The organism is Rhizobium sp. FG96, assembly GCF_057808655.1.
This window is the reverse complement of sequence record NZ_JBMDIL010000003.1, coordinates 395184-420852: the sequence shown is the minus strand read 5'-3', so window position 1 is coordinate 420852 and position 25669 is coordinate 395184. Positions and strand designations below refer to the sequence as shown.

Below are 25669 nucleotides of genomic sequence, written 5' to 3'. Positions count from 1 at the left end.
AAGTTCTGATGCAGAAGCATCGAAGGAGCATGACATGACCGAACCGGAAACCCTCGACCTCTTCGTCATCGGCGGCGGCATCAATGGCGCGGGCATCGCCCGCGATGCGGCCGGCCGCGGACTGAAGGTGGCGCTCTGCGAAAAGGACGACCTGGCGCAGGGCACGTCGTCGCGCTCCGGCAAGCTCGTGCATGGCGGCCTTCGCTATCTCGAATATTACGAATTCCGTCTGGTGCGCGAAGCGCTCATCGAGCGCGAAGTGCTCTTGAACGCCGCTCCGCACATCATCTGGCCGATGCGTTTCGTCCTGCCACACAGCCCGCAGGACCGCCCCGCCTGGCTCGTGCGGCTCGGCCTCTTCCTCTACGACCACCTCGGCGGCCGCAAGAAACTGCCGGGCACGCGCACCCTCAATCTGCTGCGCGACCCAGAGGGCACGCCGATCCTCGATCAATACACCCGCGGCTTCGAATATTCCGATTGCTGGGTCGATGACGCCCGCCTCGTCGTGCTCAACGCCGTCAGCGCCGCCGAAAAGGGCGCACTCGTGCTGACCCGCTCGCCCGCCGTCTCGGCCCGGCGAGAAAACGGCGCCTGGACCATCACCACGAAGAACAGCACCAGCGGCGAGACGCGCACCTTCCGCGCCAAATGTCTCGTCAACTGCGCCGGCCCCTGGGTCAGCGACATCATCAACCGCGTTGCCGGCTCCAACTCGTCGCGCAACGTCCGCCTCGTCAAGGGCAGCCACATCATCGTTCCGAAATTCTGGGCGGGCTCCAATGCCTATCTGGTCCAGAACCACGACAAGCGCGTCATCTTCATCAACCCCTATGAGGGCGACAAGGCGTTGATCGGCACGACCGACATCGCCTATGAGGGCCGTGCCGAGGACGTCTCCGCCGACGAGGCCGAGATCGATTACCTGCTGAAGGCCGTCAACCGCTACTTCAAGGAGAAGCTCCGCCGGCAGGACGTGCTGCACAGCTTTTCCGGCGTGCGCCCGCTCTTCGATGATGGCAAGGGCAACCCGTCCGCCGTCACCCGCGATTACGTCTTCGATCTCGACGAGACGGGCGGCGCACCGCTGCTCAATGTCTTCGGTGGCAAGATCACCACCTTCCGCGAGCTGGCCGAGCGCGGCCTGCATCGCCTCAAGCACATCTTCCCGGCGATGGGCGGCGACTGGACGCAGTCGGCGCCGCTCCCAGGCGGTGAAATTCCGAATGCCGACTACGAAACCTTCGCCAACAGCCTGCGCGATGCCTATCCCTGGATGCCGCGCAAGCTCGTCCATCACTACGGCCGCCTCTATGGTGCCCGCACCAGGAATGTCGTCGCAGGCGCGACCGGCCTCGAGGGCCTTGGCCGCCATTTCGGCGGGCAGTTCTACGAGGCGGAAGCGCGCTATCTGGTGGCGACCGAATGGGCGGAGACGGCCGAGGATATCCTCTATCGCCGCACCAAGCACTACCTGCATATGAGCGAAGCCGAGCGCGCGGCCTTTGCCGACTGGTTCGCCTCCTCCCGCCTCGCCGCCGCCTGAAGGAGGTTTCGATGCCGCTGACGCTTTCGCTGAACACCAATCCGCTGGTCAACCGCTTTGCCGATCCCGACGACCTGATCGATACCGTGGCGCGCGACCTGAAGATCCGCGACCTGCAGCTGACCCATGAGTTCATCAATCCGAGCTGGCAAGCGCCGGTTATCCGCCGCCTCACCCGCAGCATGAATTCGGCGCTGCGGCGCACCGGCGTTCGCGTCACCTCCGGCATGACCGGCCCCTATGGCCGCCTCAACCATTTCGGTCATCCGGACGCCGATGTGCGCCGCTACTACATCGACTGGTTCAAGACCTTCGCCGATATTACCGCCGATCTCGGCGGCGATTCCGTCGGCACTCAGTTTGCGATCTTCACCTACCGGGATTTCGACGATCCGGCGAAGCGAGAGGAGCTCATCAAGATCGCCATCGACTGCTGGGCCGAAGTGGCGGAGCATGGCCGCGCCGCCGGTCTTTCCTATGTCTTCTGGGAGCCGATGAGCATCGGCCGCGAGTTCGGCGAGACGATCGCCACCTGCCTGTCGCTGCAGGAGCGGCTGACGGCGGCCAATATGGCGATACCGATGTGGATGATGGCCGATATCGACCATGGCGACGTCACCTCCGCCAACCCTGACGATTTCGACCCCTATGCCTGGGCACGCGCCGTCCCCCCGGTCTCGCCGATTATCCACATCAAGCAGAGCCTGATGGACAAGGGCGGCCACCGGCCGTTCACCGCCGAATTCAACGCCAAGGGCCGGATCCAGCCGGCACCGCTTCTCAAGGCGTTCGCCGAGGGTGGCGCTGTTGATAACGAGATCTGCCTCGAGCTCTCCTTCAAGGAGCGCGAGCCGAACGACCGCGAGGTCATCCCGCAGATCGCCGAAAGCGTCGCCTTCTGGGCGCCCTATATCGACACCGGCATCGACGACTTGAACATCTGAGGCAGAGATCCTTAAAAGGCTGCATATATCGCAACGGAATCGTTGCAGGACTTATTTTGAAAGGGAGCGGCGATGACGGACGCCGATGATACGCTTGCGGTACGCGCTGCCTGGCTTCACTACGCCGGAGGCCTGACGCAATCCGATGTCGCCCGCCGTCTCGGCGTGCCCTCGGTGAAGGCGCACCGGCTGATTGCCCGCGCTGTCGCCGATGGTGTCGTCAAGGTGACGATCGACGGCGATATCGTTGAATGCGTCGAGCTCGAGTCCCGCCTTTCGGAGCGCTACGGCCTGCAATATTGCGAGGTCGCCCCCGATCTCGGCGAGGAAGGCCTGCCGCTTCGCGCCCTCGGCCATGCCGGCGCTGGCTACCTGAAGCGTGAGATCGAGCGCGGCGACAACAAGGTCATCGGCCTCGGCCACGGCCGCACGCTGTCGGCCGCCGTCCAGTACATGCCGCGCGTCGGCGCCAAGAACCTGCGCTTCGTCTCGCTGCTCGGCGGCCTGACGCGCAACTATGGCGCCAACCCCTATGACGTAATGCATCGAATCGCCGAAAAGACGGGAACGCAGGCCTATGTGATGCCCGTCCCGTTCTTTGCCAATACAGGCGACGACCGAGAGGTGCTGAAAGCGCAGCGCGCCGTCAAGGAGGTCTTCGACCTCGCTAACAATGCCGACCTGAAGCTTGTTGGCCTAGGCACTGTCGATGCCGATGCGCAGCTGGTGCTCTCGGGTATGGTCGAGCCGAGCGAGATCGACGATATCGCGACGGCCGGCGGCGTCGGCGAAATCCTCGGGCATTTCTTCAATGCCGATGGCGACATGCTGGATACGGCGCTGACGGCGCGCACGTTGTCGGCCTCCTTTCCTAAAACCAAAGACGAGCGGCTCGTGGCGCTTGCCGGCGGCCAGTCGAAGGTTCCGGCCATCCGCGCCATCCTGAAAAGCCACCGCCTCTACGGCCTGATCACCGATGAACGCACGGCGCAGACGCTGTTGAAATGATGTGATCGGCAACAATAGTTGATCGCAAAATAACACGAATAATGTTGATTATCACGATTTATCCGTTATCTTAACATCAGGAGATGGGTGGAGACCGGAATGAAGCGCGAGGAACGGCAGCAGCTGATTGTCAATCTGCTCGTCGAGAACAAGACCGTCGATCTCGACGATCTTGCCGACCGCTTCATCGTCTCGAAGATGACGATCCATCGTGACCTCGACGATCTTGAGCAGGCGGGCGTGCTTCGAAAGGTGCGAGGCGGCGCGACGATCGACGCCGGAACGCAGTTCGAAAGCGACTTCCGCATCCGCGAGCGCCAGGGCCACGCGGCCAAGGTTGCTATGGCCAGGAACGCGCTGGAACTCGTCGAGCCCGGCATGACCGTGATGGTCAATGACGGATCGATGGCGGCGGTTCTCGGCGAAATGCTGCTGCAGAAGCGGCCTTTGACCGTGATCACCAACAATGCGGCGATCATGGAGCGGCTGAAGGCAGAAGCAGGCATCACGCTGATCGCGCTCGGCGGCATCTATTCGGCGAAGTTCAACGCCTATCTCGGCGTCGTCACCGAAGAGGCGCTGTCAAAGCTCAGGGCCGATATCGCCTTCATCTCGACGCCCGCCGTCAGCGGCAGGCGCGCCTATCACATGGACGACAACGTGGTCCGCACCAAGCGGGCGATGATGGCGTCTTCGGCAAGGTCCTGCCTGCTGGTCAATCACCAGCGCATCGGCCACACGGCGCTGCATGTCATGGCCGACCTTGCGGATTTCGACGCCGTGATCACCGACAGCGCGCCGGACGCTGCTGTCATCGACGAATTCGTACAGGCGGGCATCACGCTCACCATCGCATCAGAACAGGACCCGACATGACCGAAAAGCCGCGTTTCTGGATTGGCACCAGCTGGAAGATGAACAAGACGCTCGCCGAGTCGCAGCAGTTTGCCCGCGGCCTGGAAGCGGCCGATGCCGCCCGCGATCCGCGCATCCAGCGTTTCGTCATTCCGCCCTTCACGGCCGTGCGCGAAGTCAAGGAGATGCTCGCCAAAACCTCCGTCAAGGTCGGCGCCCAGAACATGCATTGGGCCGATCAGGGTGCCTGGACCGGCGAAGTCTCGCCGGTGATGCTGAAGGATTGCAACCTCGATATCGTCGAGCTCGGTCATTCCGAGCGCCGCGAGCATTTCGGCGAGACCGACGAGACAGTCGGCCTGAAGACCGAAGCTGCCGTCCGCCACGGCCTGATCCCGCTGATCTGCATCGGCGAGACGCTGGCCGACCGCGAAAGCGGCAAGGCGGCCGACATTCTTGCTACACAGGTGCGCGGCGCGCTTTCGAAGCTCTCGGGCGACCAGAAATCCGCAGAAATCCTGCTCGCCTACGAGCCCGTCTGGGCGATCGGCGAAAACGGCATCCCGGCATCAGCCGACTACGCCGATGCCCGTCAGGCCGAGATCATCGCGGTCGCCGAAGAGGTCCTCGGCCGCAAGATCCCCTGCCTCTACGGCGGATCGGTCAACCCCGGAAACTGCGAAGAACTGATTTCGAGCCCGCATATCGACGGGCTCTTCATCGGCCGTTCGGCCTGGAATGTCGAAGGCTACCTCGACATTCTCGCAAAATGCGCCGCCAAACTCTAAGGAGAACGACAATGAAGCTTGCCATTGCAGGAGACAGCGCCGGCGAAGGTCTCGCCAAGGTTCTGGCCGATCATCTTAAGGACCGTTTCGAGGTGCACGAAGTGTCGCGGACCAACGGCGGTGCCGACCCCTTCTACGCCAACCTCTCCGACCGCGTCGCATCGGGCGTGCTCGACGGCACCTACGACAAGGCGATCCTCGTCTGCGGCACCGGCATCGGCGTCTGCATCTCGGCCAACAAGGTACCGGGCATCCGCGCCGCACTCACCCACGACACCTACTCCGCCGAGCGCGCGGCCCTCTCCAACAACGCCCAGATCATCACCATGGGTGCTCGCGTTATCGGTACGGAACTGGCGAAGTCGATTGCCGATGCGTTTCTGGCGCAGACGTTCGATGAGAACGGCCGGTCTGCCGGGAATGTGAAGGCGATGGACGAGCTGGACGCGAAGTATAACGCGCGGTGAGTTTTGGTGGGGGCGCCTTCGCGATGAGGCACCCGCGCCTGTGACGCGTGCGATTATCATCAACCCGAAGGCCCCATGCGGGAATTGAAAGGACTGCTGTGCCCGGAGCCCCCTCACCCTACCCTCTCCCCGAGGTGAGAGGGGAAGCTGGCGTGGGCCGACCCTCATCTTCCCTTCTCCCCGGCGGGGAGAAGGTGGCCCGCGGGGCCGGATGAGGGGGCTCCGGGCACAGTTCTTCCCTTATCCCTATCCCCGTCACAGGGATCGACCAGCCGCGCGTCGGCGCGGCGGAAGACTCGTCTCATTCTGCAGACGCGCCGTGGCTGGTTTCCTATGACAAGCACAAGAATGAGGGAGGAGTTGGCGGTTGCGCGCCTAGAGCAGACGTCGGCAGCATTAGGCACACGGGCGCACGCCCGGAACCATTATCCCAGACTCTCCGCCATCGTTGCAACAACCAGCACCGCCGAAACCGCACCCGGGTCGGCATGCCCGAGCACCCGCTCGCCCAGTCGCGACGCTCTGCCCTTGGTCGCTAGCATCGACTTCGTCGCCTCGGCCCCGGCGCTTGCCGCATCCGCTGCAGCCTTGAGGCAAACAGCCAAGGTCGCGCCCTTCGCAAACTCCGCTTCCGCCGCATCTGCCGCAGGCCGCCAGGCGTCGACCATGGTTTTCTCGCCCGGCACCGCCTTGCCGCGATCCTCGATGCCCTTGGCCATGGCGGCGAAGGCCTTGACCATGTCCTCGTCTCCGGTCGTGGTCTTGCCCTTCAGCACAGCTCCGGCACGCATGAAGGCGGTCGCGTAGAGCGGACCTGACGACGCCCCGACGGCATTGAGGAAGGATTTGGCGGCGAGGTTGAAGATGGCTCCGAGATCGGCTTCGGATTCGTTTGCCACGAGGCTCGTCTTCACGGTCGAGAAACCGAGCTCCATGGTGATGCCGTGATCGGCATCGCCGATGACGCCGTCGAGTTCGCTGAGGCGATCGCGATTCTCCGCGATGGCCGCGGCAATCGCCGAGAACATGGCGCGCAGGTCCTGTGCGGTGATCTCGGCCATCAGCGGCCGCTCCGGAACATGGCGCAATCGCAGGGGTGGTCGAGAAGGCTCTGCAATTCTTCATCGAGATGCATCAGCGTCACAGATGCGCCCATCATGTCGAGCGAGCTGCAATAGTTGCCGACCAGCGTCGAGTGGATCACCAGACCTTCGCCATCCAGCCGCTCCTTGACGCGGGCCATCATGATGTAGAGTTCCATCAGCGGCGTCGCGCCGAGGCCGTTGACCAGCACGGCAACGCGGTCGCCACGGGGAGCATTCATTTCCGGCAGGATCTTGTCGAGCAGCTGGTCGGTGATCTCGTTGGCGCTTTTCAGCGGACCGCGCTCGACGCCGGGTTCGCCATGGATGCCCATGCCGATTTCCATTTCGTTTTCGCCGAGTTCGAAATTCGGCTTGCGCGTCTGCGGCAGGGAGCAAGGGCCGAGCGCCACGCCCATCGTGAAGGTGCGGTCGTTGGCCTTGCGGGCCGCAGCCTCGCAGGCGTCGATATCCATCATCCGGTCGGCGGCGGCACCGGCGATCTTGAAGACGAAGACATTGCCGGCAACGCCGCGCCGATCGGCTCTCCGGTCACGGGGAGCAGAGGCGACATCGTCGGTCGTCAGGATGGTGCGGACTTCGATGTCCTCCATCGCCGCCATTTCGGCCGCCATGTCGAAATTCATCACGTCGCCGGCATAGTTGCCGTACATGAAGAGCACGCCGGCACCGCCATTGACGGCCTTGGCGCATTCGAGGACCGGATCCGGCGGCGGCGAGGCGAAGACATTGCCGATCGCCGCGCCATCGGCGAGACCGCGGCCGACGAAGCCGACAAAGCTCGGCTCGTGGCCCGAGCCGCCGCCGATCACCAGGCCGACCTTGCCCTGGCGCGGGCCATCGACGGCAACGACCGAACGGGCCGTACCTTCGACGCGCTTCAGGTGATTGGGATGGGCGGCGAGAATGCCCGCCAGCATTTCGTCAACGGCATCGGCGCCGTTGTTGATGATCTTCTTGACCGTCATCGATCCTCCTTCGATGCATGCCGCCGCCCCTCTTCCCAGGCGGACGGCTGCCTATTTCGTGTAGAGCGCCCGTGAGCGTTCGAGATGTTTCAGCACCGCCGATTCTGCACCGTCGGCATCGTGGGCCGCAAGCCGTTCGACGATCTCTTCGTGCTCGACCAGCGTGAATTTCTCCTTGCCGGTCCAGATCAGCATTTCCGTGTGATATTCGCGCAGCCACGCAAGCATCGCCTCGCTGACGGCGCCGAAGATCGGGTTGCCCGATATCTGCGCGATGCGGGTGTGGAACTGCATGTCGGCGGAGATGAAATCCTCCGCATTTCCGAGCGATTCGCGCTGGCGCTCGATGATCCGCTTGAGCTCGGCGATATCGGCCTCGCTCGCCCGCTGGGCGGCCTCTCGCGCCATGCCGCGCTCGAAGAAGATACGGGCGCTCTTCAGGTTTTCCAGACTGTCCGCCGATTGCGACAGCATGATCTTCGCCGTCAGATCGACCTGTTGGAAGATCGATTTCGCCGTCAGCTTCAAAACCTTGGCGCGCTCGCCGTGGGAAATGTTGACGAGCCCCATCCCCGCCAGCGACTGCATCGCTTCGCGGATCGCCGGACGGCCGACGCCGAAACGCTCCATCAGCACGCGCTCGGAGGGCATTTCATCACCGGGCTTCAGTTCGCCCGAGGTGATCATGCGTTCGAGCCTGTCGAAAACCTCGTCGGAAAGCTTCCGGCGAACGATTTGCTCGATTGGTTGGGTCATGATGTCTCGCTGGCTCAAACTCCCCTCCCTTTAGCATTTTGCGCCGCCGCGACAAAGGCCGCGATGGGCTCATTTGCGCTCGGATCGAACTTTCCGATTGCGCAAATTGGAATACTCATTATACCAGTTAATGAGTGACGCCAAGATGCCGGTCTTGGCCCGAGGAGCATTACTGACGTGAGCATGATCACCCTTACCTACCGCATCGAAACCCCTGGCAGCATCGAGGCCATGGCGGAGAAGATCGCCAGCGACCAGTCGACCGGCACCTTCGTTCCGGTTCCCGGCGAGACCGAGGAACTGAAGGCGCGGGTTGCCGCCAGGGTGCTGGCGATTCGCCCGCTCGAGGATGCGAAGGCGCCGGGCTGGCCCGAGGTTACCGAAGGCCACGGTCCGCTTCGCCGCGCCGATGTCGATATCGCCTTCCCGCTCGATGCGATCGGCACCGATCTTTCGGCGCTGATGACGATCGCCATCGGCGGCGTCTATTCGATCAAGGGCATGACCGGCATCCGCATCGTCGACCTGAAGCTCCCCCAGGAATTCAAGGGCGCGCATCCCGGCCCGCAATTCGGCATTCCCGGTAGCCGCAAGCTGACTGGCGTCGAGGGCCGCCCGATCATCGGCACCATCGTCAAGCCGGCGCTGGGCCTGCGTCCGCACGAGACGGCCGAGCTCGTCGGCGAACTGATCCAATCTGGCGTCGATTTCATCAAGGACGACGAGAAGCTGATGAGCCCGGCCTATTCGCCGCTCAAGGATCGCGTCGAGGCGATCATGCCGCTGATCCTCGATCACGAGCAGAAGACCGGCAAGAAGGTCATGTATGCCTTCGGCATCTCGCATGCCGATCCCGACGAGATGATGCGCAATCACGACCTCGTCCTGAAGGCCGGCGGCAATTGCGCTGTCGTCAATATCAACTCGATCGGCTTCGGCGGCATGAGCTTCCTGCGCAAGCGCTCCGGTCTGGTGTTGCATGCGCATCGCAACGGCTGGGATATCCTGACCCGCAACCCGGCGACCGGCATGGATTTCAGGGTTTACCAGCAGTTCTGGCGCCTGCTCGGCGTCGACCAGTTCCAGATCAACGGCATCCGTGTCAAATATTGGGAGCCGGACGAAAGCTTCGTCGCCTCCTTCAAGGCGGTCAGCACGCCGCTTTTCGATGCCGCCGATTGCCCGCTTCCCGTCGCCGGTTCCGGCCAGTGGGGCGGCCAGGCGCCGGAGACCTACCAGCGGACGGGCCGCACGACCGACCTTCTCTATCTCTGCGGCGGCGGCATCGTCAGCCATCCGGGCGGCCCGGCAGCCGGCGTGCGCGCCGTGCAGCAGGCATGGCAGGCGGCGGTCGCCGATATCCCGCTCGATGTCTATGCCAAGGACCACCCCGAACTCGCCGCATCGATTGCCAAATTCGCTGACGGCAAGGGCGCGTGAGAGTCATGAGCAAGCTGCTCCTCAGCTATTACGGCGACGATTTCACCGGCTCCACCGATGTCATGGAGGCGCTCGCCTCGAATGGCGTGAAGACGGCTCTGTTCCTCGGCGTCCCGAGTGCCGAAATGCTCGCCAAATTCGCCGATTGCCAGGCGATCGGCATCGCCGGGACCAGCCGCAGCCAGACGCCGCAATGGATGTCCGCTAATCTCGGCCCTGCTTTCGCCTGGCTGAAGAGCCTCGAGGCGGCGATCTGCCATTACAAGGTCTGCTCGACCTTCGATTCCAGCCCCGAAATCGGCAATATCGGCAAGGCGATCGAGATCGGTCGGGAAACCTTCGAACAGGACTGCGTGCCCGTGATCGTCGGCGCGCCGCAGCTGAAGCGCTACACGGCCTTCGGGCATCTCTTCGCCGCCTATCAGGGCAAGGTCTACCGCATCGACCGCCACCCGGTGATGAGCCGCCATCCGGTGACGCCGATGGCCGAGGCTGACCTGACCGTACATCTTGCCGCCCAGACCAGCCTGCCGATCCGGCTTGCCGATCTGGCGATGACCGCCGGAGACGCAACAGCAGGTATCGACGCGCTGCTCGCCGACAAACCCGGCATCCTGCTTGTCGATGTCGATGGACCGGCTTCGCAGGCTGTTGCCGGGGAGCAGGTCTGGCGCCTTCGTGGCGATCGCGGCCTCTTCGTTGCGGGATCATCGGGTATTCAATACGCCCTGCTCCATGCCTGGGAAGGCGAAGGGCTGACATCGGGCAAGGTCGAGTTTTCCCTCCCCGGTGCGGTGGAGCGTCTCGCTGTCGTCTCCGGCAGCGTCTCGCCGACGACGGAACGGCAGATCCGCAATGCAACGGAGAGCGGCTTCGACGCCATTCCCGTCGATCCCCTGGCGCTGGTCGGCGAAAGCGGCGATGCGGCGATCGAAAGCGCCGTTGCCTCGGGCCTGTCGGCGCTGAAATCCGGCCGCAGCGTCATCCTGCACACCGCCCTCGGCCCCTCGGCCGATCGCGGCACCGAGATCGACCGCATCCCCGAAGCGCGCCATCGCCTGGGCATCCGCCTCGGCATCATCCTGCGCCGTCTTGTCGAAACCGAGAAGCTGACGCGCGCCGTCATCGCCGGCGGCGATACGTCGAGCCATGCGCTGAGCGAGTTGCGTGTCGAGGCGCTGACGACGCTGCTGCCTTTGCCGCAGACGCCGGGTTCACCGCTTTGCACGGCGCACGGCTCGTATACCCCGACCAACGGCCTGCAGATCGCCCTCAAGGGCGGCCAGGTCGGCTCGGACGGTTATTTCGCGCAGATTCGCGATGGACGCAGGGCCTGACGGCCAGGGAAATGTTGATATTAACTGCTATAGTGATTGACTCATCATACCAGTTGAGCTAGCTGATAGAAAAATCGAAAGGCGAGGAAACATGACTGCAATTGCCCTCTTCGGCGCTGGTGGCAAAATGGGCTACCGGCTCGCCAAAAATCTCAAAGGTTCCCGCTTCGATGTCCGCCATGTGGAGGTCAGCGACGCCGGCAAGGCACGCCTCAAGAACGATCTCGGTATCGATTGCGTCGGTCCCGATGAAGGTCTTGCCGGTGCAGAGGTCGTCATTCTCGCGGTGCCCGATACGGCGATCGGCAAGGTCGCAGCCGGTATCGTCGACAAGCTGAAGCCGGGCACGATGGTCGTCGCTCTCGACGCCGCCGCCCCCTTCGCCGGACATCTGCCGGAGCGCGCCGATCTCACCTATTTCGTCACCCATCCCTGCCATCCGCCGATCTTCAACGACGAGACGGACATGCAGGCGAAGAAGGATCACTTCGGCGGTCTGTTCGCCAAGCAGCACATCGTCTCGGCGCTGATGCAGGGGCCGGAAGGCGCCTACGCGCTCGGCGAGGAAATCGCCAAGGTCATCTGGGCGCCGGTCATGCGCTCGCACCGTGTCACCGTCGATCAGATGGCGATGCTGGAGCCGGGCCTTTCGGAAACCGTCTGCGCCTCGCTGCTCGTCGTCATGCGCCAGGCGATGGACGAATGCGTTGCCCGCGGCGTTCCGGCTGAAGCCGCCCGCGACTTCCTGCTCGGCCACATGAACGTGCTCGGCGCCGTCATCTTCAAGGAAGTCGACGGCGTGTTCTCGGATGCCTGCAACAAGGCGATCGAGTTCGGCATCCCCGCGCTGATGCGCGACGACTGGAAGAAGGTCTTCGAACCTCAGGAGATCGCCGAAAGCATCCGGCGCATCACCTGACAATGCCGCGGCAAGGCTCAGGTCTTGCCGCATCGCCGGCCCGGTGGGGAGTCCAAGAGACGGTCCGGCAATGGAATATCGCATGAATTCTGGTCGGGCCGGGGTGGTCCGGCCCATGCGTCAAACTCGGGAGGAGAAACCATGACTTTTACACGTAGACTGACCCTTGCTGCCTTCGCCGGCGCCCTTTCGCTCGGCGTTGCCATGCCGGCATTTTCGGCTGATCTGATCGCCATCATCACGCCGGCCCATGACAACCCGTTCTTCAAGGCTGAGGCCGTCGGCGCCGAAGCCAAGGCCAAGGAACTCGGCTACGAAGCGCTCGTCATGACCCATGACGACGATGCCAACAAGCAGTCGGAAATGATCGACACGGCGATCGGCCGCGGCGCCAAGGCCATCATCCTCGACAACGCCGGTGCCGACGCCTCGGTTGCTGCCGTCAAGAAGGCCAAGGACGCCGGTATCCCGTCCTTCCTCATCGACCGGGAAATCAACGCCACCGGCGTTGCCGTCGCCCAGATCGTGTCCAACAACTATCAGGGTGCGCAGCTCGGCGCGCAGGAATTCGTCAAGCTGATGGGCGAGAAGGGCAACTATGTCGAGCTCGTCGGCAAGGAATCCGACACCAATGCCGGCATCCGCTCGCAGGGATATCATGACGTCATCGACGACTATCCGGATCTGAAGTCGGTTGCCAAGCAGTCGGCCAACTGGAGCCAGACCGAAGCCTACGCCAAGATGGAAACCATCCTTCAGGCCAACCCGGACATCAAGGGCGTCATCTCCGGCAATGACACGATGGCCATGGGCGCGATTGCCGCTCTGCAGGCTGCCGGCCGCAAGGACGTGATCGTCGTCGGCTTCGACGGTTCGAACGACGTTCGCGACTCCATCAAGGCAGGCGGCATCAAGGCCACCGTTCTGCAGCCGGCATACGCGCAGGCGCAGATGGCCGTCGAGCAGGCTGACGCCTACATCAAGAACAAGACGACGCCGAAGGAAGAAAAGCAGCTGATGGATTGCGTTCTCATCAACGCTGACAACGCTTCCAAGCTCGAAACCTTCGCTCTGGCGAAGTAATCGGCATAAAACAGCGGCAGAGGGTTCGGGAGACCGGACCCTCTGCGGTCTATTTCACATCATTTCGAGGTTCACAGCATGTTGAGGATCAGGGGCGCCCTGATCGCCGCTCTCGTGGCGGCGGCTTTGCCTGGCTGCAAGATCATCAAGACGCCGACTGCCGAGGAAAAGGCCGCGGCGGCTGCAAAGGATGCATTCGATCCGAATGCCAAGGTCGAGGCGATCTGGCAGTCGCAGGCAGTGCCCTATTTCGAAAAGCGTGCGGGTGAACTGAAGGACGTCGTGGCGGCTGTCGCTGCCGGCGCCGATCAGGCCGGCGAGAAATACGGTAACCCGAAGAAGCAGGCGAGCTCGCCCTGGACCTATGCCGTGAAATTCACCGGCAAGGTCGTGGCTGCCGATACGCAGTCGCGCGCCGCAACGCTCGAAGTTGACGCCGATGGCGATGGCAAGGCGGATGCAAAAGTGCAGATCGGCCCGGCGCTGCGCGGCACTGCGCTCCGCGACACGCTGGACTTCGTCAATTTCAACGAGTTCAAGAACCAGATCGAATGGGCCCAGTTCGGCAAGGCCTTCAACGAGAAGGCCAATACCGCCTTCCTCTCGGCCATTCCGCGTGACGGAATCACCGGCAAGACCGTGACCGTTGTCGGCGCCTTCCCGTTGCCATCCGGCAGCGACCTGCCGCTGGTCACTCCCTCGGAACTGACGGTGGCCCCATGACGGATGACGCCGCCAAGAACGATATCATCCTGCGCCTCGACGACGTCTCGAAGGTCTATTCGGGTATCGTCGCCGTCAAGCGCGCCAATCTCGAATTGCGCCGTGGTGCGGTCAATGTGCTCGTCGGTGAAAACGGCGCCGGCAAGTCGACGCTGATGAAGATCATCGCCGGTGTCGAGCGCCCGACGCTCGGCAAGATCATCCTCGATGGCGAACAGGTCTCCTTCGACAGCCCGGCCGATGCGCAGGCGCATGGCATCGGCATGATCTTCCAGGAGCTGAACCTCTTCGCCAACATGACGGTTGCCGAAAACATCTTTGCGACCCGCGAGATCACCCGCGGCGTACTCGGCATCGATCACAAGGCGCAGGTGGAGAAGGCCAACGGCTTCCTGAAGCGCCTCGATGCCGGGATCGACGCCGAGACTATGGTGGAAGACCTGCCGATCGGCCAGCAGCAGCTGGTCGAGATCGCCAAGGCGATGTCGCTCGACGCCCGCATTCTGATCATGGACGAACCGACATCGGCGCTTTCGGCGGCCGAAGTCGAGATCCTCTTCAAGGTCATCGCAGAGCTCAAGGCGCAGGGCGTGGCGATCGTCTACATCTCCCACCGCCTCGAAGAGCTGATGCGGATCGGCGACTACATCACCGTTCTGCGCGACGGCCAGATCACCGGCCAGGCGATGGTGAAGGACATCGACACCCGCTGGATCGTCCGCTCGATGATCGGCTCCGATGCCAAGGATTTTGCCAAGTCGGTCAATCACACCGTCGGCAAGGAGATGTTCCGCGCCGAGGATATATCCCTGCCGCGCCCGACGGGCGGGCTTGCAGTCGATCACGTCTCGCTCTCGGTCAAATCAGGCGAGATCCTCGGCATCTATGGCCTGATGGGCGCCGGGCGCAGCGAATTCTTCGAATGCGTTATCGGCCGCCACATGCATTCGACGGGCAAGATTTTCATCGGCGGCGAAGAAGTGCGCGCCCGCGATACGACGCGCCGCATCCGCCGCGGCCTGGCGCTGATCCCTGAGGATCGCCAGCGCGAGGGCCTGGTGCAGGTTCTCTCCATCGCCAGCAATCTCACGCTCGCGAGTTTGGGCCGCTTCGCCCGCTTCTTCCATATCAGCGCTACGGCAGAGAAGAATGCCATCGCCGAGGCGATCAAGGATCTCTCGATCAAGGCTCCCAATCCCGATTTCGAGGTCACCTCGATGTCCGGCGGCAACCAGCAGAAGGTGGTTATCGGCAAGGCGCTGATGACCAATCCGAAGGTTCTGCTGATGGACGAGCCGAGCCGCGGCATCGATGTCGGCGCCAAGGCCGACGTCTTCAGAACCATGCGGCGGCTGGCGGCCAACGGGCTCGCCATCCTGTTTTCGACTTCTGACCTCGAAGAGGTCATGGCGCTTTCCGATCGCATCGCCGTCTTGAGCAACGGCCGGCTGATCGCGGTCTTCGATCGCGACGAAGCGACGGAAGATGCCATTATCGCGGCTTCGGCCAAGGGACACGGACACCAGGGGAAAATCGCGTCATGACGGCGGCAACAACGACACTCGCGCCAAAGGGCGCCAACGGCTCCGCGCTTCTGACGCTGATGAAGCTCAGAACCTTCATCGCGCTCTTTGCCGTCATCATCTTCTTTGCGATCTTCGCGCCGAACTTCACCTCGACGGCGAACATGATCCTGATGTCGAAGCACGTGGCGCTGAACGCCTTTCTTGCCATGGGCATGACCTTCGTCATCATCACCGGTGGCATCGACCTTTCGGTCGGCTCGATCGTCGGTCTCTGCGGCATGGTCGCCGGTGGCCTGATCCTCTATGGCATCGAACTGCCGATCGGTTACACGATCTTCTTCAACCTCTTCGAGATCGTGCTGATCACGCTCGCTGTTGGCCTCATCATCGGCCTGATCAACGGCCTGCTGATCACCAAGCTCAACGTCGCGCCCTTTATCGCGACGCTCGGCACGCTCTATATCGCCCGCGGCCTGGCGCTGCTCTCCTCCGACGGCCAGACCTTCCCGAACCTCGTCGGCCGTCCCGAATATGCGACCACGGGCTTCGATTTCTTCGGCGCCGGCCGCATTCTCGGCCTGCCGGTATCGATCTGGATCCTGATCGTGCTGGCGCTCGTCGCCTCTTATGTCGCACGCTCCACCCCGATCGGCCGCCACATCTTCGCGGTCGGCGGCAATGAGCGGGCAGCGCGCATGTCCGGTATCCGGGTCGATCTCGTGAAGATCTTCGTCTACATGTTCTCCGGCCTGTGCGCCGCGATCGTCGGGGTCGTCATCTCCTCCGAGCTGATGGCAGCGCATCCGGCGACCGGCGAAAGCTTCGAACTGAACGCCATTGCGGCAGCCGTTCTCGGCGGCACCTCGATGTCGGGCGGGCGCGGCACGATCGGCGGTACGATCATCGGCGCCTTCGTCATCGGCATCCTGTCGGACGGACTCGTGATGATGGGCGTGTCGTCCTTCTGGCAGATGGTCATCAAGGGCCTCGTCATCATCATCGCCGTCGTCGTCGACCAGGCACAGCGCCGCCTGCAGCAGCGTGTTACCCTCATGCAGATGGCAAAGGCAGGTTGAAATGACGGAATTGAAGGGTGCCCTGATCGGTTGTGGTTTCTTCGCGGTCAACCAGATGCATGCCTGGCGCGATGTCAAAGGCGCCGGGATCGTGGCGATCTGCGACCGCGATCCGGCCCGCCTGAAGGCTGTCGGCGACCAGTTCGGCATCGAGCGCCGCTATGCCGATGCGGCCGAACTCTTCGCCGCCGGCGGCTTCGATTTCGTCGATATCGCGACGACGGTTCCGAGCCACCGCCCGCTGGTCGAGATGGCCGCAAGACACAAGGTGCCCGTGATCTGCCAGAAGCCGTTCGCGCTGTCGCTGGCGGACGCCAAGGCGATGGTAGCGGCCTGCCGCGAGGCCGGTATCCCGCTGATGGTGCACGAGAATTTCCGCTGGCAGACGCCGATCCAGGCGGTGCGCCGGCTGCTCGACAGCAAGGCGATCGGCACGCCCTTCTGGGGCCGTTTTTCCTTCCGCTCCGGCTATGACGTCTTCTCCGGCCAGCCCTATCTCGCCGAAGGCGAGCGCTTCATCATCGAGGATCTCGGCATCCATACGCTGGATATCGCCCGCTTCATCCTCGGCGACGTCAAGACGCTGACGGCACGCACCAAGCGGGTCAATCCGAAGATCAAGGGCGAGGATGTCGCGACGATCCTCCTCGATCACGAGAGCGGCGCGACCTCCGTTGTCGATGTCAGCTACGCCACCAAGCTCGGCACCGAACCCTTTCCCGAGACGCTGATCGAGCTCGACGGCAGCGAGGGTACGATCCGGCTTTCCGCCGGCTACCGGCTCGAAGTCACCAATGCAGCCGGCACCATCGTCTCCGACGCCTCGCCACAGCTGCTTTCCTGGGCCTCGCGCCCCTGGCACAACATTCAGGAAAGCGTCTACGCCATCCAGGATCACTGGGTCGAGCGGCTGAAGAACGGCGGCGAGCCCGCGACATCGGGCGCCGACAATCTCAAGACCTTCGCACTCGTCGAGGCAGCCTATGAAAGTGCTGCGACCGGCAAGACCGTCGATGTGGAGGCCATGCTGAAATGACGACCGACGCCTTCGCCCTCTATGGCACGCATGAGGCCGAAGAGCGTCCCGCCATGCTGACGGCCGGGCGGCTTTCCGCCGACCTGGCAAACGGCAACCTTCGCTCCATCCGCTATGACGGGATCGAGGTGCTCCGGGCACTTTCCTATCTGGTGCGCGACCGCGACTGGGGCACTTACAGCCCGCGGATCGAAGATCTTGCGGTCCGGCAGGACCGCGACAGCTTCTCGATCGGCTACACCGCCCATTGCGACGGCCCCGATGCCAGCAGACTCGCGATTTCCGTGCGGATCGACGCAAGCGAGAGCGAGCTGACCTTTGCCGCCGAGGCCCTCTCACCAACCGGCTTCGAAACCAACCGCTGCGGCTTCTGCATCCTCCATCCGATCGTCGGTATCGCGGGCACCCCGACAACCGTCGAACATGTCGACGGCCGTATCGTCGAGACGCGCTTCCCGGATCAGATCGATCCCTGGCAGCCGTTCATGGACATGCGGGCGATCAGCCATAGCGTCATGCCGGGCGTCAGCGCCAAGTGTCTGATGGAAGGCGATACATTCGAGATGGAAGACCAGCGCAACTGGTCCGACGCTTCCTACAAGACCTATGTTCGCCCGCTCGCCCTTCCCTGGCCCTATCAGATCCCTGCCAACGAGCGGCAGACCCAGCGGATTGTCCTTTCCATTGCCGACAGCAGGCCGCGTGCCGCATCACCGGCGACCGAAGCGAAGCCGGTGACCATTGCCAAGGGCGAAAAGACCGGCGTGATGCCCTCGATCGGCCTGATCGTGACACCCGAAGAAGCCAAGGCCACACTCGCGACTGCCGCGTACCTCGCCGAAATCGGCCCGCAGGAGCTGCTCTTCCACTACGACCCGCTCGCGGGCCACGGCGCCGCGGCCTTCGCCGATTTCGCGGCGCTGGCAAGGATCCATCGCGGCAGCACGACGCTGGAGATCGCTTTGCCCTGCAAGGCGTCACCGGCAGAGGAAGCCGCCGCGATTGCGGCTGAGATGGCGGCGGCCGGTTTCTCCCCCGATGCCGTCGTCGTCTCGCCCGCCGTCGATCGCCAGTCGACGCCGCCCGGCAGCAAGTGGCCGGAATGCCCGCCGCTGGAAGAGGTCTATACCGCAGCACTTTACGCCTTCCCGAATGCCCGGCTCGGCGGCGGCATGCTCAGCTATTTCACCGAGCTGAACCGCAAGCGCGTCCCGGCCGAAAATCTCGATTTCATTGCCCACTGCACCAATCCAATCGTCCATGCGGCCGACGATCTGAGCATCATACAGACGCTGGAAGCGCTGCCCTTCATCACCCGCTCAGTGCGTGCGATCTATGGCAAGAAACCCTATCGCATCGGCCCCTCGACGATCCCGATGCGCCAGAACCCCTATGGCAGCCGAACGATGGACAATCCCGGCGGCAAGCGCATTCCGATGGCCAATACTGATCCGCGCCACAACGGCCGCTTCGCCGAAGCCTTCGCGCTCGCCTATGCCTCGCAGGTTCTCGATGCGGATCTGGAATGCCTGACGCTCTCGGCGCTGACCGGGTCTTTCGGCCTGATCGCAGGCGATAACGAGCCTTCGGAACCGGGCGCCGTTCGTCCGCTGTTTCACACGGTCAAGGCGCTCGCAGGCATGGCCGGGCTTCGCTGGCATGAATGCCAATCATCAACACCATCGCGGGTTCTCGGCTTTATCGTCGAGAAGGCAGAGGGCAATGCGCTTTGCCTTGTGAACATCACGCCGCAGGAATTGAGCGTCGATATCTCCGCAACGGTCGCCGAAGGCGTGGCCGTTGTCCTGGCGCCCTATGGCACCGCAATCGTGGAGTTCCCGGCGAACGGCTGAGCCATCCGCCGGCTTCACGTTCAGCCGAGAACGATCTGCAGCTTCACATCGTCAGGACGCGCCTCGACGGCGCGGTCGAAGGCCTTGATGGAATCTTCGAAGGTGAAAGTTTCCGAAATCAGCGGCTTCAGATCGACGCGGCCGGAGCCGAGCAGGGCGATCGAACGCTCATATTGGTGCGCGTAGCGGAAAACCGTCTCGATGCGGATTTCCTTGGTGGAAGCCGTCGAAACGTCGAAACCGACAGGATTGACCGGCAGGCCGACGGCGACGATGACGCCGCCCGGGCGCGGTAGGTCCATGATCGTTTCCCAGGCCTTCGGCGAGCCGGAGCATTCGAAGATCACATCGGCACCCCAGCCATCGGTCAGGCGCGCGACTTCCTGTGCCAGGTTCTTCTCGCGAATATTGACCGGGATGACGCCCTGATACTGCGCGGCGATATCGAGTTTCGGCTGCGCGAGATCGGCGACGATGGCGCGCGAGCAACCGCCGGCGAGTGCAGCGATCGCTACGATAGTGCCGATCGGACCGGCGCCGAGGACGACGGCCGTGTCGCCCGGCGCAATCTTCGCCTTCGATGCGGCCTGCATGCCGACGGCGAAGGGCTCGACCATCGCGCCTTCGGCGAAGCTGACATTGTCAGGCAGCTTGAACGTATAGTTCGCGGGGTGGACGACTTCAGGCGTCAGCACGCCATGAACCGGCGGCGTCGCCCAGAATGTTACGGCCGGATCGATATTGTACATCCCGAGGCGGCTCGCCTTGGAGTTCGGATCGGGAATGCCGGGCTCCATGCAGACGCGGTCACCGACCTTCAGATGCGTGACGTCTTCGCCAACCTCGATGACCGTACCGGCCGCCTCGTGGCCGAGCACCATCGGCTCGTTGACGACGAAGGGGCCGATCTTGCCATGCGTATAATAGTGGACGTCGGAACCGCAGACGCCGACCGTATGGATCTTGATCTTCACCTGACCGGGGCCGGTGTTCATTGGCAGATCGATATCGCGAAGCGCGAGCTCATGCTGGCGCTCCAGAACAAGAGCACGGACTTTGGTCATTGCGGTTTCCTTCCCTGTGGCGCTTACGATTCAGCCGCGCCGTTGGCGATGACTATAGAGCCGCGGCCGAACGAAATTCAATCGTCTCAATTCAGCTTTTGCTCATCAATCGATGAAATGCTCACGCCTCACCGTATAAAGCCATTTATAAGATTTTTATATCGGCGCCTTCACGCGCGTCTCGAACCTTTATGTGCATCGGCAGATATTCAGGCCCGAGAGATCGCAAGATCGTCTCCATGCCAGAAAGTCTAAGGTGCCGATCCCGCGGATTGGCGCCCTTGTCTTGTCTGACTCCAACCAGAACATCAGGAGTCAACATCGATGATGGATCTCATTTTGCTCGGCACTGCGATCGTCTTCTTCGGACTGTGCTTTGCCTATACGCGCGCCTGCGACCGGCTGTGACAGGAGAGATGGCTATGACCCTCGACTATATCCTGAGCGGCGCCGTGACCGTGTTCCTCACCGTCTACCTCACCTACGCCCTTATCCGACCCGAGCGCTTCTGATCAGCTGCCGGGTACTCGAAAGTTCCTCCCATGACACTCAACGGATGGCTACAGATCCTCGTCTTCTGCGGGATCCTCATTGCGTTCGTCAAACCGCTCGGCGGCTACATGACGCGCGTCTTCTCGGGCGAGCGCACGCTCCTCTCACCCGTCCTCGTTCCGGTGGAACGGGGACTTTATGCGCTTGCCGGCACCAGCGAGCGCGAAGAACAGCATTGGACCTCCTATGCATTCGCGATGCTGCTCTTCAACCTCTTCGGCGTTTTCGTCCTCTATGCGCTGATGCGGCTGCAGGCGGTCATGCCTTATAATCCCGCGGGGATGGCGGCTGTCGGGCCGGAACTGTCCTTCAACAGCGCCGTCAGCTTCGTCACCAACACCAACTGGCAGAACTACGGCGGCGAAAGCACCATGTCCTATCTGACCCAGATGATGGGCTTCACGGTGCAGAACTTTGTTTCTGCCGCAACCGGCATGGCGATTGCCATGGGCCTGATCCGGGCCTTCTCGCGCGCTTCGGGGAAGGCGATCGGCAATTTCTGGGTCGATATGATCCGCGCCACGCTCTACATCCTGCTGCCCTTCTGCATCGTGCTGACGCTGATCTATGTCTGGCTCGGCGTGCCGCAGACGCTTGGCCCCTATGTCGATGCGGCGACGCTCGAAGGCGCCAAGCAGACGATCGCGCTCGGCCCGGTCGCCTCGCAGCTTGCCATCAAGATGCTCGGCACCAATGGCGGCGGCTTCTTCAATGCCAATTCCGCCCATCCCTTCGAGAACCCCGACAATATCTCGAACATGATCCAGATGCTGTCGATCTTCGCGATCGGGGCGGCCTTCACCAACGTCTTCGGCCGCATGGTCGGCAACCAGCGCCAGGGCTGGGCAATCCTTGCCTCGATGGGCCTGCTGTTCATCGTCGGCGTTGCCATCACCTATTGGGCGGAAGCTGCGGGTAACCCGCTGATGCACGCCTTTGGTCTCGGCGGCGGCAACATGGAAGGCAAGGAAGTCCGCTTCGGCATTGCCATGTCCTCGCTCTTCGCCGTTATCACCACGGCCGCCTCCTGCGGCGCGGTCAATGCGATGCATGGCTCCTTCACGGCGCTAGGCGGTCTGATCCCGCTGATCAACATGCAGCTGGGCGAGGTTATCGTTGGCGGTGTCGGCGCAGGCTTTTACGGCATCATTCTCTTCATCATCATCGCCATCTTCGTGGCGGGCCTGATGGTCGGCCGTACGCCTGAATATCTCGGCAAGAAGATCGAGGCGAAGGAGATGAAGATGGCCGTGCTCGCCATTCTCTGCCTGCCGCTCGCCATGCTGGTCTTCGTCGCCATCGCCAGCGTGCTGCCCTCGGCGGTCGCTTCCGTCGGCACGGCAGGTCCGCATGGCTTCTCGGAGATCCTCTACGCCTATACCTCGGCTGCGGCCAATAACGGCTCCGCCTTCGGCGGCCTGACCGGCAATACGCCCTGGTACAATGTGACACTCGGCATCGGCATGCTGATGGGCCGCTTCCTGGTCATCATCCCTGCCCTTGCGATCGCGGGCTCGCTGGTCGCCAAGAAGACCGTTCCGGCCTCCGCCGGCACCTTCCCGACCGACGGTCCGCTGTTCGTCGGCCTGCTCGTCGGCACCATCCTGATCGTCGGCGGCTTGACCTTCATGCCGGCACTGGCACTCGGTCCTGTCGTCGAGCATCTGGTGATGACCGCGGGCCAGACCTTCTGAGGCGCGCCGATGATCATCCGTCACGCCTTCCGTAAGTCGATCCACCCACGCTTCGGGCAACCGGAGCGTGGGGCACGCAAGACCCTGCGCGCGACCGACGCGATCCTTGTGCTGCTGGCGGCCATCCTCGTCGTGGCCGCCGTTCTCAGACTGTTTCATGGCTGACCGGACAGACCGGTTTCGCCTTACTCTTTCAAGCTGGAGTCTCTTATGAGCCAGGCAAAATCCGCGAGTATCCTCGATAGTCGCATTCTCATCCCGGCGATCGGCGCCGCCTTTACCAAGCTCAACCCGCGCACCCTGGCCAAGAACCCGGTGATGTTCGTGGTGGCGACGGTATCGGCGCTGACTACCGTCCTCTTTCTCCGCGACGTCGCGACCGGCGGCGGCAATCTCGGCTTCTCGTTCCAGATCAATCTGTGGCTCTGGTTCACGGTGCTCTTTGCCAATTTTGCCGAAGCCGTCGCCGAAGGCCGCGGCAAGGCGCAGGCGGATTCGCTGCGCAAGGCCCGCACCGAAACGCAGGCCAAGCTTCTGACCGGCAACAATGGCTCTGCCTACCGCATGGTGCCGGGCACCAGCCTGAAGGTCGGCGATCTCGTTCTCGTCGAAGCCGGCGACATCATCCCGTCCGACGGCGAAGTCGTCGAAGGTGTGGCCTCGGTCAACGAAGCCGCGATCACCGGCGAGTCCGCCCCCGTCATCCGCGAATCCGGCGGCGACCGCTCGGCCGTCACCGGCGGAACGCAGGTGCTGTCGGATGTCATCCGCGTCCGCATCACCGCGGCTGCCGGCTCGACCTTCATCGACCGGATGATCGCGCTGGTCGAAGGTGCCGAGCGCCAGAAGACCCCGAACGAGATCGCCCTCAACATCCTGCTCGCAGGCATGACGCTGATCTTCGTGCTCGCCACCGCGACGATCCCGAGCTTTGCCGCCTATGCCGGCGGATCGATCCCGATCATCGTGCTGGTCGCCCTCTTCGTCACCCTGATCCCGACCACCATCGGCGCCCTGCTGTCGGCCATCGGCATTGCCGGCATGGACCGCCTCGTCCGCTTCAACGTACTCGCCATGTCCGGGCGCGCCGTCGAAGCGGCTGGTGACGTCGATACGCTGCTCCTCGACAAGACGGGCACGATCACGCTCGGCAACCGTCAGGCCACCAGCTTTCGCCCGGTCCGCGGCATCACCGAGCAGGAACTGGCCGATGCGGCGCAGCTCGCTTCGCTTGCCGACGAGACGCCCGAGGGACGCTCGATCGTCGTGCTCGCCAAGGAGAAATATGCGATCCGCGGCCGTGATATGGGAAGCCTGCAGGCGACCTTCGTGCCCTTCACTGCGCAGACCCGCATGAGCGGCGTCGATGTCGGTGGCTCCTCGATCCGCAAGGGCGCCGTCGAGGCCGTACTTGCCTATGTCGGCGCCAACAACGCGCCGTCGAACGGCAATGCGGCGATCGCTCTCCGTCCAGAGACCGATGTCATCCGCGAGTTGCAGTCGATTGCCGACGAGATCGCCAAGGCTGGCGGTACGCCGCTCGCTGTCGCCCGCGACGGCAAGCTGCTCGGCGTCATTCAGCTGAAGGATATCGTCAAGGGCGGCATCCGCGAACGCTTCGCCGAACTGCGCCGCATGGGCATTCGTACCGTGATGATCACCGGCGACAACCCGATGACCGCGGCCGCAATCGCTGCAGAAGCCGGCGTCGATGACTTCCTGGCGCAGGCAACGCCGGAGAACAAGCTGTCGCTGATCCGCGAGGAACAGGCCAAGGGCAAGCTCGTCGCCATGTGCGGTGACGGCACCAACGACGCCCCGGCGCTCGCCCAGGCCGATGTCGGCGTCGCCATGAACACCGGTACGGTGGCCGCTCGCGAGGCCGGCAACATGGTGGATCTCGACAGCGATCCGACGAAGCTCATCGAGATCGTCGAGATCGGCAAGCAGCTGCTGATGACCCGCGGCGCGCTGACAACCTTCTCGATCGCCAACGACATCGCCAAGTATTTCGCGATCATCCCGGCGATGTTCCTGACCTTCTACCCGCAGCTCGGCGTGCTCAACGTCATGGGTCTTTCGACCCCGCAGAGCGCCATTCTGTCGGCGATCATCTTCAATGCGCTGATCATCGTCGCGCTGATCCCGCTTTCGTTGAAGGGCGTCAAATATCGGGCGATCGGCGCTGGTGCGCTGCTCTCCCGCAACCTCTTGATCTACGGCCTCGGCGGTATCGTCGTCCCGTTCATCGGCATCAAGGCGATCGACATGGTCATCACGGCCGTCGGTCTCGTCTAAGGAGCACATGTCATGTTGAAAGAACTTCGTCCCGCCGTCGTCATGATCGTCGCTACCACCGCCATCACCGGCCTCCTCTACCCGATCGCCATGACGGGGGCCGCCCAGGCGCTCTTCCCGAAACAGGCGAATGGCAGCCTGATCGAGAAGGACGGCACCGTCATCGGCTCGACGCTGATCGGCCAGGCCTTTAGCAGCGACAAGTATTTCCAGGGCCGCCCCTCGGCCGCCGGTGACGGCTACAACGCTGCCTCGTCCTCAGGCTCGAACCTCGGCCCGACCAGCCAGAAGCTGATCGACCGCGTCAAGACCGACTACGAGGCTGCAAAGGCCACCAATCCCAACGCCGACGTCCCGATCGATCTCGTGACCGCGTCAGGCAGCGGCCTTGACCCGCATATCTCGCCGGATGCTGCCTATTTCCAGGTGGCGCGCGTTGCCAAGGCGCGCGGGATGGATGAGGCGAAGGTGAAGGCGCTGGTGGATGCGGCCGTCGAGGCACGTGAACTCGGGTTCCTGGGTGAGCCTGTCGTCAATGTGCTTGCGTTGAATATGGCGCTTGATGCACCTATGACACGATAATGTTCGGAACAAGCGGCCCCCTCATCCGCCTGCCGCCACCTTCTCCCCGAT

24 protein-coding genes are annotated in these 25669 nt (G+C 63.1%); 20 read left to right on the top strand and 4 right to left on the bottom strand.

Annotated features, from left to right (window positions below):
* Positions 1–34: 34 nt before the first annotated feature.
* The 6 genes from ACODR6_RS08210 to derI all read left to right on the top strand — a co-directional run bounded on the left by ACODR6_RS08210 (position 35) and on the right by derI (position 5608).
* Complete coding sequence (locus ACODR6_RS08210) at positions 35–1546, top strand: glycerol-3-phosphate dehydrogenase (RefSeq protein WP_489022124.1); 1512 nt, start codon at positions 35–37, stop codon at positions 1544–1546.
* A gap of 11 nt (positions 1547–1557) precedes the next feature.
* Complete coding sequence (locus tag ACODR6_RS08205) at positions 1558–2490, top strand: sugar phosphate isomerase/epimerase family protein (RefSeq protein WP_489022122.1); 933 nt, start codon at positions 1558–1560, stop codon at positions 2488–2490.
* Between the two features lie 72 nt (positions 2491–2562).
* Positions 2563–3498, top strand: coding sequence for a sugar-binding transcriptional regulator (locus ACODR6_RS08200; RefSeq protein ID WP_112710998.1), 936 nt, complete (start codon positions 2563–2565; stop codon positions 3496–3498).
* 99 nt (positions 3499–3597) lie between these two features.
* Positions 3598–4374: a DeoR/GlpR family DNA-binding transcription regulator gene (locus ACODR6_RS08195; RefSeq protein WP_489022120.1), complete on the top strand. Its 777-nt coding sequence runs from the start codon at positions 3598–3600 to the stop codon at positions 4372–4374.
* Complete coding sequence (locus tag ACODR6_RS08190; protein WP_489022118.1) at positions 4371–5141, top strand: triose-phosphate isomerase; 771 nt, start codon at positions 4371–4373, stop codon at positions 5139–5141. The genes ACODR6_RS08195 and ACODR6_RS08190 overlap by 4 nt, the downstream gene beginning before the upstream one ends.
* Before the next feature lie 11 nt (positions 5142–5152).
* The gene (gene derI / locus ACODR6_RS08185) at positions 5153–5608 is read left to right on the top strand and encodes a D-erythrulose-4-phosphate isomerase (RefSeq protein ID WP_130281270.1); all 456 of its coding nucleotides are present in this window, start codon (positions 5153–5155) and stop codon (positions 5606–5608) included.
* A 425-nt stretch (positions 5609–6033) separates the two neighbouring features.
* Here derI and dhaL read toward each other — a convergent pair whose 3' ends face one another.
* From dhaL to ACODR6_RS08170, 3 genes are read right to left on the bottom strand one after another with little or no spacing between them, the layout of a single operon-like run.
* On the bottom strand, positions 6034–6669 hold the full coding sequence (dhaL, locus tag ACODR6_RS08180) for a dihydroxyacetone kinase subunit DhaL (protein ID WP_489022115.1): 636 nt from the start codon (positions 6667–6669) through the stop codon (positions 6034–6036).
* Positions 6669–7679 (bottom strand): dihydroxyacetone kinase subunit DhaK, encoded by a 1011-nt coding sequence (dhaK, locus tag ACODR6_RS08175; protein ID WP_489022113.1) that lies wholly within the window; start codon positions 7677–7679, stop codon positions 6669–6671. The genes dhaL and dhaK overlap by 1 nt, the downstream gene beginning before the upstream one ends.
* Before the next feature lie 51 nt (positions 7680–7730).
* Positions 7731–8435 carry a transcriptional regulator NanR gene (locus tag ACODR6_RS08170; RefSeq protein ID WP_203430813.1) on the bottom strand — a complete coding sequence of 235 codons (705 nt, stop codon included), beginning with the start codon at positions 8433–8435 and terminating at the stop codon, positions 7731–7733.
* 183 nt (positions 8436–8618) lie between these two features.
* On the opposite strand from ACODR6_RS08170, the gene oiaX reads away from it, so the two are divergent.
* The 9 genes from oiaX (at position 8619) to apnL (ending at position 19428) form a co-directional block, all read left to right on the top strand.
* Entirely contained in the window at positions 8619–9875 is a 1257-nt protein-coding gene (oiaX, locus tag ACODR6_RS08165; protein WP_489022233.1) for a 3-oxo-isoapionate-4-phosphate decarboxylase OiaX, read from the top strand.
* A gap of 5 nt (positions 9876–9880) precedes the next feature.
* Positions 9881–11212 (top strand): four-carbon acid sugar kinase family protein, encoded by a 1332-nt coding sequence (locus ACODR6_RS08160; protein WP_489022111.1) that lies wholly within the window; start codon positions 9881–9883, stop codon positions 11210–11212.
* A 91-nt stretch (positions 11213–11303) separates the two neighbouring features.
* The gene (locus tag ACODR6_RS08155; protein WP_112711007.1) at positions 11304–12131 is read left to right on the top strand and encodes a phosphogluconate dehydrogenase C-terminal domain-containing protein; all 828 of its coding nucleotides are present in this window, start codon (positions 11304–11306) and stop codon (positions 12129–12131) included.
* Between the two features lie 141 nt (positions 12132–12272).
* Positions 12273–13214 carry a D-ribose ABC transporter substrate-binding protein gene (locus tag ACODR6_RS08150; protein WP_203430811.1) on the top strand — a complete coding sequence of 314 codons (942 nt, stop codon included), beginning with the start codon at positions 12273–12275 and terminating at the stop codon, positions 13212–13214.
* A gap of 78 nt (positions 13215–13292) precedes the next feature.
* A complete protein-coding gene (locus ACODR6_RS08145) occupies positions 13293–13937 on the top strand; it encodes a DUF2291 family protein (protein ID WP_489022108.1) in 645 nt (214 codons plus the stop codon).
* Complete coding sequence (locus ACODR6_RS08140) at positions 13934–15481, top strand: sugar ABC transporter ATP-binding protein (protein WP_489022106.1); 1548 nt, start codon at positions 13934–13936, stop codon at positions 15479–15481. Before ACODR6_RS08145 ends, ACODR6_RS08140 begins: the two co-directional genes overlap by 4 nt.
* A complete protein-coding gene (locus ACODR6_RS08135) occupies positions 15478–16539 on the top strand; it encodes an ABC transporter permease (protein WP_112711011.1) in 1062 nt (353 codons plus the stop codon). The genes ACODR6_RS08140 and ACODR6_RS08135 overlap by 4 nt, the downstream gene beginning before the upstream one ends.
* Position 16540: 1 nt before the next feature.
* A complete protein-coding gene (locus ACODR6_RS08130) occupies positions 16541–17575 on the top strand; it encodes a Gfo/Idh/MocA family protein (protein ID WP_489022103.1) in 1035 nt (344 codons plus the stop codon).
* The gene (gene apnL / locus ACODR6_RS08125) at positions 17572–19428 is read left to right on the top strand and encodes a D-apionate lactonase (protein ID WP_489022101.1); all 1857 of its coding nucleotides are present in this window, start codon (positions 17572–17574) and stop codon (positions 19426–19428) included. Before ACODR6_RS08130 ends, apnL begins: the two co-directional genes overlap by 4 nt.
* Before the next feature lie 20 nt (positions 19429–19448).
* Here apnL and ACODR6_RS08120 read toward each other — a convergent pair whose 3' ends face one another.
* Positions 19449–20492, bottom strand: a complete 1044-nt coding sequence (locus ACODR6_RS08120) for an NAD(P)-dependent alcohol dehydrogenase (protein WP_489022099.1) — start codon at positions 20490–20492, stop codon at positions 19449–19451.
* 422 nt (positions 20493–20914) lie between these two features.
* Between ACODR6_RS08120 and ACODR6_RS08115 the strand changes: the two genes are divergently transcribed.
* Genes ACODR6_RS08115 through kdpC form a run of 5 tightly spaced genes read left to right on the top strand, consistent with a single transcriptional unit; the run spans position 20915 to position 25618 of the window.
* Positions 20915–21004: a K(+)-transporting ATPase subunit F gene (locus ACODR6_RS08115; RefSeq protein WP_016556800.1), complete on the top strand. Its 90-nt coding sequence runs from the start codon at positions 20915–20917 to the stop codon at positions 21002–21004.
* A gap of 30 nt (positions 21005–21034) precedes the next feature.
* Positions 21035–22738 carry a potassium-transporting ATPase subunit KdpA gene (gene kdpA / locus ACODR6_RS08110; RefSeq protein ID WP_489022096.1) on the top strand — a complete coding sequence of 568 codons (1704 nt, stop codon included), beginning with the start codon at positions 21035–21037 and terminating at the stop codon, positions 22736–22738.
* 9 nt (positions 22739–22747) lie between these two features.
* Complete coding sequence (locus ACODR6_RS08105; RefSeq protein ID WP_165402700.1) at positions 22748–22903, top strand: hypothetical protein; 156 nt, start codon at positions 22748–22750, stop codon at positions 22901–22903.
* Between the two features lie 45 nt (positions 22904–22948).
* On the top strand, positions 22949–25036 hold the full coding sequence (gene kdpB / locus ACODR6_RS08100; RefSeq protein WP_489022094.1) for a potassium-transporting ATPase subunit KdpB: 2088 nt from the start codon (positions 22949–22951) through the stop codon (positions 25034–25036).
* Positions 25037–25048: 12 nt separating this feature from the next.
* Positions 25049–25618, top strand: a complete 570-nt coding sequence (gene kdpC, locus ACODR6_RS08095) for a potassium-transporting ATPase subunit KdpC (protein WP_489022092.1) — start codon at positions 25049–25051, stop codon at positions 25616–25618.
* Positions 25619–25669: the final 51 nt, after the last annotated feature.